Raw genomic sequence first — 10,339 nt, 5'->3', positions numbered from 1 at the left:
CTCGGGCGGCGTGCTGGCGCCGCTCTTGATCCTGGGCGGGGCGCTGGGCGCGATCGAGGGCATGGTGCTGCCCGGCGGCGGCACCGGCATCTGGGCCCTGCTGGGCATGGCGGCGATGATGGGCGGCACCATGCGGTCGCCCCTGACCGCCGCGGTGTTCGCGGTCGAGCTCACCGGCGACCTGGCGATGCTGCCGGCCCTGCTGGCCGCCTGCATCGCGGCCTACGCCGTGACCGTGCTGCTGCTGAAGCGGTCGATCCTGACCGAGAAGATCGCCCGGCGCGGCCACCACATCCTGCGCGAATACATCGTCGACCCGTTCGAGCTGACCCGGGTCGGCGACATGATGGTGGCGCAGGTCGACACGCTGCCGGCGGCGATGCCCGTCGACGATGCCGTCGCCTTCTTCACCGAGGATGCGGCCATGCCGCGGCACAAGAGCTATCCGGTGGTCGACGCCGCCGGGCGGGTGTCGGGCATGGTGTCCCGCGCCGACGTGCTGCGCTGGATGGTGGCGGGATGGCCGCGCGGCACCACCCTGGCCGACACCGTGGCGCCGGGGCCGCTGGTCGTCGGCCATCCCGACGAGATGGTGGGCCGCCTGGCCGACCGGATGGCGGAGGCCGATATCGGCCGCGTGCCGGTCACCCGGCGCGAGGACGGCGCGCTGGTCGGCATCATCGCCCGCAAGGACCTGCTGCGGGTGCGCGCCAAGCTGCGGACGGAAGAGGTCGACCGGGCCCGGCTGCTGCGCCGGACCAAGCCCGCGGGCTGAGCCCTATTCCGCCGCGGCGCGGCGGCCGTCGCGGTCGGCGACGTAGCGGCGGACGGCCGTGCCGAAGGCGGTGAACAGCGCCGTCGAATCCGGGTTGTCGTGGAAGCGCCATTCCGGGTGCCACTGGGTGGCCAGGCCGAAATAGGGCGCGGCTTCGATCCGCACCGCCTCGACCTGGCCGTCCGGCGCCGTCGCCTCGACCGCCAGGCCGGCACCGAGCCGGTCGATGCCCTGGGAATGGATGGTGTTGACCGTGGTTTCGGCCTTGCCGAACAGCGCGGCCAGCGTACCGCCTTCGGCCAGCGCCACCGGGTGGGCCGGGCCGTACTGCACCTCGACCGGCTTGCTTTCGTCGGCACGGTGGTCGACCCGGCCGGGGACGCGTTCGACATGCTGGTGCAGCGTGCCGCCGCAGACCACGTTCAGCTCCTGCAGCCCGCGGCAGATCGCCAGCACCGGGATGCCGCGTTCGATGGCGCGGCGGATCAGCGGCAGTGTGGTGGCGTCGCGGTCGGGGTCGTGCAGCGTGCCGGGGTCGCTGGCCACGCCGTCATAGTGCCGGGGTTCGACATTGGAGGCGCTGCCGGTGATCAGCAGCCCATCCAGCCGGTCCAGCACCGCGTCGATGTCATGCCATCCGCCCAGCGCCGGGATCAGGAAGGGCAGGCAATCCGCGCCTTCGGACACCGCCCGGATGTACTTGTCACCGACCACGTGGAAGGGGTGGATCCCGACCGGCTTGACGCAGGTGGGGATACCGACGACGGGGCGAGAGGCAGGACGGGACGGGGCGGACATCTGGAACTCCGGGCCGGCGTCGCGCTGGGCTGCGACGGGTCTGTTCATATTTCGTCCCCGGGGCCGGTTTCGACCAGCCCCGCGCGGGAGGGAATGGCCCCGCGGCGGGCGCATGGCTCGCCGCCCCGACAATTCCTTGTTCTGCCCCCTTCCAGCCCGCCCGCCGACCCCGGTATAACCGAGGGGACAAGCGAATTTGGCGACGCAAGCGGGGGCCCCATGTTCCTGGTTCCGACCTATGTGGCGCAGAGCGCGATCCATGGCCTGGGCGTGTTCGCCGCGGCACCGATCGCCCAGGGCACGCCGATGTGGCGCTTCGAGCCTGCCATCGACAAGGTGGTGCCGGAGGCGGTGGTGGCAGCGCTGCCGGAGGTGCCGCGCCGCTTCTTCGAGATCTACGCCTATCTGTCGCCGGATATTCCGGGCGGCTATGTCCTGAACGGCGACGACGCCCGGTTCCTGAACCATGACGACGCCCCGAACACCGACAATTCCGGCCCGGTGACCCTGGCCGCCCGTGACATCGCGGCGGGCGAGGAGATCACCTGCGACTACATGGTGTGCTGCCTGGAAGAGCGCGACGGACCGCTGTCGCGCCGGCTGGAAACCACGGAGTGACGACAGCGTGAGCAATGACACCCTGACCCTGCGCCCGATCCGCGCGGCCGATGTCGACGCGGTACGACAGCTGCAGGCCGACTCCTTCGCCGCCCTGGCCACCACGCTGCACAGCCCGGCCCAGATCGCGGCCCATGTCGCCCTGATCATGGCCCCGGCCTACGCCGATGACCTGCTGTCCAACAATCTGCTGGTGGCCGAGGCGCCGGACGGAAGGCTGGTGGCCAGCGCCGGCTGGTGCAGGGTGCCCGACCACCCCGACGCCGCCCGGCTGCGCAAGGTGTTCGTCGACCCCGGCATGGCTGGCCGGGGCCTGGGCCGCCGCATGGTCGAGGCGGCGGAGGCCGCCGCCCGCGCCGCCGGCTTCCGGCGCTTCCGCGTGCGGGCCAACGCCAATGCCGAGGTGTTCTATGCGCGGCTGGGCTACCAGGCGGTCGAGCGCGGCGAGATGCCGGCGGAAGACGGCGTCGCCCTGCCGGTGGTGTTCATGGTGAAGGATTAGGGTTTCCCGGGCGCGGGGGTCGCCGCGCCCGGGTCCTGCCGCTCAGTAGCGGTGCGGCACGTAGAGTTCTTCCGGCATCGTGCGGCGCTCGTAATTCGGGTCGAACACCCGCTCCGGCAGGGTGATCTCCTGGTGCGGCACCTCCTCGTAAGGCACCACCGAGAGCAGGTGCGAGATGCAGTTCAGGCGCGCCCGTTTCTTGTCGTTGCCTTCCACGATGTGCCAGGGCGCTTCGGCGATGCTGGTGCGCTCGAACATCGCCTCCTTGGCCTTGGTGTACTGCTCCCAGCGCACGCGGGACTGCAGGTCCATCGGCGACAGCTTCCACTGCTTGATCGGGTCGTGGATGCGCATGAGGAAGCGCAGCTGCTGTTCCTCATCGGTGATGGAGAACCAGTACTTCACCAGGATGATGCCGGAGCGCACCAGCATGCGCTCGAATTCCGGCACGTCGCGGAAGAAGTCTTCCACCTGGTTTTCGCCGGCGAAGCCCATGACGCGCTCGACGCCGGCACGGTTGTACCAGCTGCGGTCGAACAGCACGATCTCGCCGGCGGCCGGCAGGTGCGGCACGTAGCGCTGGAAGTACCACTGGGTCCGCTCGCGGTCGGAGGGGGCGGGCAGCGCCACCACCCGGCAGGTCCGCGGATTGACGCGCTGGGTGATGCGCTTGATGGCGCCACCTTTGCCGGCGCTGTCGCGGCCCTCGAACAGGACCACCATCTTGAGGCCCTTGTGGTGCACCCAGTCCTGCAGCTTCACCAGTTCGCTCTGCAGCCGCAGCAGCTCGCTGAAATAGATGTGGCGGTCGAGGGAGTTCTTCTGGCGCGTCGCCAGCAGGGCGCGCAGCTCGGGCGGGACGCGGGCGTCGTCGACCGCCTGCTCGAGCTCCTCGTCCATGTCGTCTTCGAGTTCGATCTCCAGCCAGCTGCGGGTCCCGGTGTCTTTCAGCTCAGTCATGTGCGTGCCTCCTGCTGCTCACCCCCCGTGTACCCGGAAGCTTATGCAGTTTGGTGACAGCCGTCGCTGATCCGGCACCTTTTGCCCGGCGTCACCCTCCACCCCGCGTCAGCGGGTGTTGCGGCCGCGCGGTACCACGAACAGCGAATTCTCCAGATCCACGCCGGGCTGGAGGCCGGTGAGGTCGACCTGGGTCACCACGCCCTGCGCATCGACCACCACCCAGCTTTGCAGCAGGATCGGGTTGGCGGTGAAGTTCAGGGTCAGGCGGCCATCATCCGGCTTGTCGGTCTGCACCAGCTGGACGCTGAGCAGGTTGTTGCCGCGGCTGAGGCCGACGACGGTGACGTCGCCCGACAGCCGGACATTCGCCCGGGTGATGAAGTCCGCGATGGTGGAGCCGAGCGGCACGTCGCTGCGCTGCCGCAGCTCCGCATCGTAATAGGTCAGCCAGGTGCCATCGGCGATGTACATGTAGGAGATCGGCGGTTCGTATTCGAGCCGCATCTTCCCCGGCCGCTTCAGGTAGAAATGGCCGCGGACGAAGTCGGCATTGTTGGTGGTCTGGACGAAATCCGCCCGCACCGTGGTCAGGCTGCCGAGATACTGCTCGACCCGGCGCAGATCGGCCTGGTCCTGTGGGGTCAGCTTGGCGGGCTGGACGGCGGCGACGGCCGGGGCGGCGGCGATGAGCAGCGCGGCCAGGGCCGCGGCGAAGAAGCGTGCGATCGTCATGTCGGTCCAACTAGCCGGGTTCTGTGTTTCAAGTAGGGCACCGACCACCGGATATCCAGCGCGACGTCCTGCCGCCGGGGGCTGAAACAGCACGGGCCCGACCGCATCCGCGGCCGGGCCCGTGTCTCTGATCGCGCCGAAGGTGGCGCGGGTCTTATGCCGAAAGCGAGATCACTCGCCGTCGGTCGAGGGCGCGTCGCCGGACGGCGCGGCCGGGGCCGGCGCCTGCTGGGTCGATGCACCGCCGCCGCTCAGCTGCTGCTGGTTCAGCTGGCGGGTTTGATCCTGCTCCGCGTCCGAGGACTTGCTCCGGCGGTGATGACGGCCGGTCGGCTGGCCCTGGTCATCGGCGCTGGAGGTCGTCGCCGCCTTGTGGTGGTGACGACGGTGATGGTGGGTCTTCTTGCCCATGTCCATGTCCGACGGCATGGCGCTGTCGGGGGCCGCGGCTCCCGGAGCGGCCGGCGCCGGCTGAGCGGTGGTTTGCGCCAGGGCCGGGGCTGCGGCGAGAACCGGCAGCACGAGGGCGGCGAAGACAAAACTCCTGCGCATCAAAATCTCCATCGAATGGGTACCGGAGACCGGGCTGCGGCAACGGCAGGGCCGCACCTTCTGGTCCGATCCCATGCACAACAGCCCAAGAGGCGATACCGATCCCTCGAATCCGCATCATGGAGAATATTTCACGTTACAACGGTCACGGCAGCGCCGGCTTGCACAAGACAGTATGCGGGAAAAAGTGAGGCCCGGCTGCACTTGCAGCCGGGCCTCGGGCCCGCGGACCTCGTCTCGGAAGGGGGGGGTGGGGACGAAATCCTTTGGTGCGGTCCTAACCGGTTATTTCTTGCCCAGCTGCTGCTCGTTGAGCTTGCGGGTCTGATCCTGTTCGCTGTTGGCCGTCCGGGCCACATGGCGATGATGCATGCTGTGCGCCGCATGATGCGGCTTCACCGCCGTGGTCGCAGCAGCCGGCTGGGCCGGCGCCGTGGTCGCTGCAAAAGCGGGCGCGGCGATGAGAACCGGCACCGTAAGGACCGCGAACAGAACACTCCTGCGCATGACGATCTCCATCGATAGTCAACGAAGATCGGAGGAGAGGCGAGGCGGGAGGCCGCGTCTTTGGCTCCGATGACGCGAGAGTACGTGGAGCTGGATGACGCCACGCTGGGCTGAACATGAAATCGGCGTAACCATCCAGCCCCAGCGAAACGGCGACCGGCCGGACGACGGATACAAAAAGGGCGGCGAGCCCAGGCCCGCCGCCCCTGATCCGATCCGCCGTGCAACCCGGGTTGCTGCCGGCCCTAATTGTTCCCGGCCAGGACTTCACGCTTGCCGACATGGTTGGCCTGGCTGACCACGCCCTCCTGCTCCATCCGCTCGATCAGCCGCGCCGCGCGGTTGTAGCCGATCTGCAGGTGCCGCTGGATGAAGCTGGTCGAGGCCTTGCGCTCGCGCGCCACCAGGGCCACCGCTTGGTCGTACAGGTCGTCGCCCGAGCCGCCCTCGCTGTCGAGGCCGAGCGAATCGAAGGCGCCGCCATCGTCCTGGTCCTCCAGCACGGAGTCGTTGTAGGAGGGCTCGCCCTGGGCCTTGAGATGGCGCACCACCTCCTCGACCTCGCCGTCGGAGACGAAGGGGCCGTGGACGCGGGTGATGCGGCCGCCGCCGGCCATGTACAGCATGTCGCCCTGGCCCAGCAGCTGCTCCGCCCCGCCTTCGCCGAGGATGGTGCGGCTGTCGATCTTGGAGGTGACCTGGAAGCTGATGCGGGTCGGGAAATTGGCTTTGATCGTGCCGGTGATGACGTCGACCGACGGCCGCTGCGTCGCCATGATCAGATGGATGCCGGCGGCACGCGCCATCTGCGCCAGCCGCTGGATCAGGGCTTCGATGTCCTTGCCCGCCACCAGCATCAGGTCGGCCATTTCGTCGACGATGATGACGATATAGGGAAGCTCGGTCAGATCGATCGGCTGGTCTTCGAAGATCGGCTTGCCGGTGTCCGGGTCGAAACCGGTCTGTACCCGCCGGGTCAGCACCTCGCCCTTGGCCTTGGCCTCGCGCAGCCGCTGGTTGTAGCCCTCGATGTTGCGGACGCCGACCTTGGACATCGCCCGATAGCGGTCCTCCATCTCGCGCACCGCCCATTTCAGCGCCACCACCGACTTCTTCGGGTCGGTGACGACGGGGGCGAGCAGGTGCGGGATGCCCTCGTAGATCGAGAGTTCCAGCATCTTCGGGTCGACCATGATGAAGCGCACCTTGTCCGGCGGCAGCCGGAACAAGAGCGACAGGATCATGGTGTTGATGGCGACCGACTTGCCCGAGCCGGTGGTGCCGGCAACCAGCAGATGGGGCATGCGGGCGAGGTCGGCGATGATGGGCCCGCCGCCAATGTCCTTGCCGAGCACGAGGCCGAGCTTCGACCCCGCCTTCTCCATCTGGTCGGAGTCAAGCAGCTCGCGCAGCAGCACCATCTCGCGCTTCTGGTTCGGCAGCTCGATGCCGATGACATTGCGGCCGGGAACGACGGCGACGCGGACCGACACCGCGCTCATCGACCGGGCGATGTCGTCGGCCAAGCCGATGACGCGGCTGGACTTGGTGCCGGGCGCCGGCTCCAGCTCGTACAGCGTCACCACCGGGCCGGGATTGACCTTCACGATCGAGCCGCGGACGCCGAAATCGCTCAGCACCTGCTCCAGCGCCGCGGCGTTCTGTTCCAGCACTCGCGGGTCAGTCACCGCCGGCCGCTTGGTCGGATCCGGCAGGGTCAGCAGGTCAAGCGGCGGCAGCTCATAGGTGTCGGGCGGCGCCAATTCGAAGCTGGTCTGCCGCGGCGGCGGCGCGACGGGGCGGCGCACCGGCTCGATCGCCGCCGCGGCGACGCGCTGCGGCGGCATCGGCCGCCGCGGTGGCTCCACCACCGGCCGCGCCGACGGCAGGTCGATCAGGTCGTCGTCCTCTTCCACCGGCAGCATGTCGATGCTGTCGTCCGGGTCGGAATCGTCCAGATCGGGCCGGCCGCCGCCGATGATGATCGGCGGGCGCGACGGGGGGCGCGCGTCACCCGAGTCGGCGCCCGGATCGACATTGCGCGGGGTCGGCGGGTTGGCCCGGGCGAAGCGCGGCCGCGCGGCCGGGCCGGCCTCGGGCATGGCGAAGGCCGGTGCTGCCGCAGGAGCCGGCTCGCGCCGCATCATGCTGCCGGCGACGGTGCCGGCGCCTTCCAGGCCGCGCAGCCCGAGCCAGCGCAGCGTCCGGCCGGCGGTGCGCGTCACGGTGGCGACGACGGCCCAGCCGGCGCGGGTGACGGCATGGATCACCGTCCCGACGCGCTGCCATTCGGTCGAGGACAGGCCCAGCGCGATCATCACCAGCAGCAGGCCGAACGCCCCGACCGCCAGCGCCAGCCAGAAGATGGCGACCGGGCCGGCCGAGAGGATGATGGTGTCGGAGATGCGGTGCAGCAGCATGTTGCCGACCACGCCGCCGAGCGAGCCGCGTTCGGCCCAGCCTTCGATTGCCGGCAGCGGCGACAGGCCGGCAGCCAGGAACAGCACGCCGAACAGCATGCTGGTGACCCGCCACCAAAGCCGGTCGAGCGGCTGGTGCCGCATCAGCCGCCAGGCCCAGAACAGCGGCAGCACGGCGAGGAAGAAGGCACCGATGCCGAGCGTCTGGATCAGCAGGTCGGCCAGATGGGCGCCGGGCCGGCCGAGCAGGTTGTTGGCCGCGCCGGCCTTGGCGGTGTTCCAGGACGGGTCGCTGTGATCGTAGCTGACCAGCGCCACCAGCACGCCGCAGCCGACCAGGGCTATGGCCAGGCCGGACAACTCGCGCACCCGGTTGCGCAGGAAGTCACGCACCACGGGGGGCAGGAAGGAGCGCTTATTGGAAGCGCTACGGGCCGATGCGGTGCGGGTGACGGCGGTGCGGGTGCCGCGAGAAGGGGTTCCGGCCATTGTCATTCTGCTGCCTCGGCGCGGGACAGGATATCGCCCAGCCGGGTCAGGGCCCGGCCGACCGTCTCGGTGTCGTGGACCACGGCGATGCGGAGGTAGCGCTGGCCGATCTCCGGCCGGACGGAATGGGCGATGTAGCCGCCCGGCAAGGTACGGATCGCCGCCTCGGCCCACAGCCGCCGGGCCGCAACTTCGCCATTGCCGACATCGAGCCACAGGAAGAAACCGCCCTCCGGCCGGCGGAAGCCAAACCGGCCGTCCAGCGCCGCCTCGGCCGCATCGAATTTGGCGCGGTACAGGTCGCGATTCGCCACGACATGGGCATCGTCGGCCCACAAGGCGGCCGAGGCCGCCTGGATCGGCAGCGGCATGCCGGCGGCGGAGTGGTTGCGCAGCCGCAGGAAGGCGGCGATCAGCGCCGGGTCGCCGGCGACGAAGCCGCTGCGCAGCCCGGCCGCGTTCGACCGCTTCGACAGCGAATGGAACACCAGCAGGTTGTCGAGCGACCCGCCGTCGCGCGCCGCCGCGACCTCGAGCACGCCGACCGGCGGCGTGCGGTCATAGATCTCGGCGTAGCATTCGTCGGCCGCCAGGATGAAGCCATGCGCCCGGGCCAGGCCGATGGCGCGGTCGAGATAGGCCCGGCTGGCGACGGCGCCCTGCGGATTGGTCGGGTTGCAGAGATAGAGCAGCTTCAGCCGCGCCAGCAGCGGGGCGTCGGCTTCGAGCGCGTCGAGATCGGGCAGGAAGCCGGTGTCGGGCCCGGCCGGCAGGAACACCGGCTCGGCCCCGGCCATCACGGCCGCGCCCTCGTAGGGGGCGTAGAACGGGTCGGGCAGCGCCACCGCCGGCACCTGGTTGGCGCCGGGCCGGTGGTCGACCGCCAACTCGGCGGCCAGGAACAGCGCCTCGCGGGTGCCGGACAGCGGCAGGATATGGGCGGGATCGATCATTCCGACGGGCAGGGCGAACCGGCGCTGCAGCCAGGCGGCGCAGGATTCGCGAAAGGCCGGCGTACCGGCGATGCCGGGATAGCGGTTCCAGCTGTCGGCATTCGCGGCCAGGATTTCGGCCAGGAAGGGCGGCGGCGCATGCTGCGGCTCCCCCACCGACATGGCGAGCGGCGCCAGACCCTCCGGCGGCGTGACGCCGGCCAGCAGGGTCGCCAGACGCGCGAACGGATAGTCCGCGAGCCGTTCCAGTGCCTCGTTGAGTCGGCCGCCCCGCATGCTCTTCTGCAACACCCTACGCTGCGTCGGGCCGGAAACCACCGGCCCATCCCCCTCGCTTCCGATGGCCGAAGCCGTCGCGAAACAGCTCATAGATTCCAATACCTTTATCCGTTCTTCTGACCTCTCCTGTCAAATCCACCGTCGCTCATCGGCCGGCGCGGCGCGCTTTTCCCGCCACGGTGTTGCCGGACCGGCACGGTTTGAGAACAACAGGACGAATCACGAACGAATCGGGATCTTTCGCCGACTCGCCGGAATGCCTGGGCTTACGGACCGAGCGGGATCGAGAGGGCCATCATGCTGCCGCCGCGGCCGGACGTGCCGTCCCAGGAGCCGCCGCCGGCCAGGCCGACGCCGCGCGGGGCCGAGCACCCGGCGACCAGCGCCAGGAGGGAGACGAGAAGAATCCGCGTCATGCCATCGCCCCCACTGCCAGTCGATCCTGCATCACAGCATGGCACACGGCCGCCGGCGACGCGACACGGCGCCACTGACGCGACACGGCGCCTCTAGACAGCGCGTTCGCGCACCGCGATTCTGCGCGCCATGAGCCAGATCTCTTCTGAAAAGACTTCCCTGCGCGCCCAGGTCGTCGTGGTCGGCGGCGGCTTGGCCGGGGCGACCATGGCCGCCGCGCTGGGCCAGGCCGGCATCGACACCGTGATCCTGGACCAGGAGCCGGCGGCCGCCCGCACCCTGCCGGAGTTCGACGGCCGCACCACCGCCCTATCCTACGGGTCACGGCAGATCG

The 10,339-nt window shown here is 69.8% G+C and carries 12 protein-coding genes; 4 read left to right on the top strand and 8 right to left on the bottom strand.

Features of this window, described 5'->3' with window-relative positions:
- A partial coding sequence (locus AC3XYG_RS08520) for a CBS domain-containing protein (RefSeq protein WP_489139388.1) occupies positions 1-775 on the top strand: 775 nt, incomplete at its 5' end.
- Between the two features lie 3 nt (positions 776-778).
- On the opposite strand, the gene AC3XYG_RS08515 is transcribed toward AC3XYG_RS08520, so the two are convergent.
- Positions 779-1,621 (bottom strand): gamma-glutamyl-gamma-aminobutyrate hydrolase family protein, encoded by an 843-nt coding sequence (locus tag AC3XYG_RS08515; protein WP_489139387.1) that lies wholly within the window; start codon positions 1,619-1,621, stop codon positions 779-781.
- 171 nt (positions 1,622-1,792) lie between these two features.
- Here AC3XYG_RS08515 and AC3XYG_RS08510 point away from each other — a divergent pair, with 171 nt between their 5' ends.
- Both AC3XYG_RS08510 and AC3XYG_RS08505 read left to right on the top strand, forming a co-directional pair.
- Positions 1,793-2,191 carry an SET domain-containing protein gene (locus AC3XYG_RS08510; RefSeq protein WP_489139386.1) on the top strand — a complete coding sequence of 133 codons (399 nt, stop codon included), beginning with the start codon at positions 1,793-1,795 and terminating at the stop codon, positions 2,189-2,191.
- Between the two features lie 7 nt (positions 2,192-2,198).
- Complete coding sequence (locus AC3XYG_RS08505; RefSeq protein ID WP_489139385.1) at positions 2,199-2,693, top strand: GNAT family N-acetyltransferase; 495 nt, start codon at positions 2,199-2,201, stop codon at positions 2,691-2,693.
- 42 nt (positions 2,694-2,735) lie between these two features.
- Here the strand turns inward: AC3XYG_RS08505 and ppk2 are convergent, their stop codons facing one another.
- The 7 genes from ppk2 to AC3XYG_RS08470 all read right to left on the bottom strand — a co-directional run bounded on the left by ppk2 (position 2,736) and on the right by AC3XYG_RS08470 (position 10,004).
- The gene (gene ppk2, locus AC3XYG_RS08500) at positions 2,736-3,653 is read right to left on the bottom strand and encodes a polyphosphate kinase 2 (RefSeq protein WP_489139384.1); all 918 of its coding nucleotides are present in this window, start codon (positions 3,651-3,653) and stop codon (positions 2,736-2,738) included.
- Between the two features lie 108 nt (positions 3,654-3,761).
- The gene (locus tag AC3XYG_RS08495; RefSeq protein ID WP_489139383.1) at positions 3,762-4,388 is read right to left on the bottom strand and encodes a LolA family protein; all 627 of its coding nucleotides are present in this window, start codon (positions 4,386-4,388) and stop codon (positions 3,762-3,764) included.
- A gap of 171 nt (positions 4,389-4,559) precedes the next feature.
- Positions 4,560-5,015 (bottom strand): hypothetical protein, encoded by a 456-nt coding sequence (locus AC3XYG_RS08490; protein ID WP_489139382.1) that lies wholly within the window; start codon positions 5,013-5,015, stop codon positions 4,560-4,562.
- Between the two features lie 210 nt (positions 5,016-5,225).
- Entirely contained in the window at positions 5,226-5,447 is a 222-nt protein-coding gene (locus tag AC3XYG_RS08485) for a hypothetical protein (RefSeq protein WP_489139381.1), read from the bottom strand.
- A 245-nt stretch (positions 5,448-5,692) separates the two neighbouring features.
- The gene (locus AC3XYG_RS08480; protein WP_489139380.1) at positions 5,693-8,356 is read right to left on the bottom strand and encodes a DNA translocase FtsK; all 2,664 of its coding nucleotides are present in this window, start codon (positions 8,354-8,356) and stop codon (positions 5,693-5,695) included.
- A 2-nt stretch (positions 8,357-8,358) separates the two neighbouring features.
- Positions 8,359-9,585 (bottom strand): aminotransferase class I/II-fold pyridoxal phosphate-dependent enzyme, encoded by a 1,227-nt coding sequence (locus tag AC3XYG_RS08475; RefSeq protein ID WP_489139379.1) that lies wholly within the window; start codon positions 9,583-9,585, stop codon positions 8,359-8,361.
- Positions 9,586-9,854: 269 nt separating this feature from the next.
- A complete protein-coding gene (locus tag AC3XYG_RS08470; protein WP_489139378.1) occupies positions 9,855-10,004 on the bottom strand; it encodes a hypothetical protein in 150 nt (49 codons plus the stop codon).
- A gap of 130 nt (positions 10,005-10,134) precedes the next feature.
- On the opposite strand from AC3XYG_RS08470, the gene AC3XYG_RS08465 reads away from it, so the two are divergent.
- The coding region (locus tag AC3XYG_RS08465; protein ID WP_489139377.1) for an FAD-dependent monooxygenase at positions 10,135-10,339 on the top strand (205 nt) is incomplete at its 3' end.

This window comes from Inquilinus sp., assembly GCF_057815775.1.
This window is presented reverse-complemented; position numbering and strand designations above follow the sequence as displayed.

Excerpts from the sequence above, each read along its gene's own strand:
- AC3XYG_RS08515 (WP_489139387.1), bottom strand. The coding sequence starts at position 1,621 with ATGAACAGACCCGTCGCAGCCCAGCGCGACGCCGGCCCGGAGTTCCAG.
- AC3XYG_RS08510 (WP_489139386.1), top strand. The coding sequence starts at position 1,793 with ATGTTCCTGGTTCCGACCTATGTGGCGCAGAGCGCGATCCATGGCCTG.
- ppk2 (WP_489139384.1), bottom strand. The coding sequence starts at position 3,653 with ATGACTGAGCTGAAAGACACCGGGACCCGCAGCTGGCTGGAGATCGAA.
- AC3XYG_RS08495 (WP_489139383.1), bottom strand. The coding sequence starts at position 4,388 with ATGACGATCGCACGCTTCTTCGCCGCGGCCCTGGCCGCGCTGCTCATC.
- AC3XYG_RS08490 (WP_489139382.1), bottom strand. The coding sequence starts at position 5,015 with ATGGGATCGGACCAGAAGGTGCGGCCCTGCCGTTGCCGCAGCCCGGTC.
- AC3XYG_RS08485 (WP_489139381.1), bottom strand. The coding sequence starts at position 5,447 with ATGCGCAGGAGTGTTCTGTTCGCGGTCCTTACGGTGCCGGTTCTCATC.
- AC3XYG_RS08480 (WP_489139380.1), bottom strand. The coding sequence starts at position 8,356 with ATGGCCGGAACCCCTTCTCGCGGCACCCGCACCGCCGTCACCCGCACC.
- AC3XYG_RS08475 (WP_489139379.1), bottom strand. The coding sequence starts at position 9,585 with ATGCGGGGCGGCCGACTCAACGAGGCACTGGAACGGCTCGCGGACTAT.
- AC3XYG_RS08470 (WP_489139378.1), bottom strand. The coding sequence starts at position 10,004 with ATGACGCGGATTCTTCTCGTCTCCCTCCTGGCGCTGGTCGCCGGGTGC.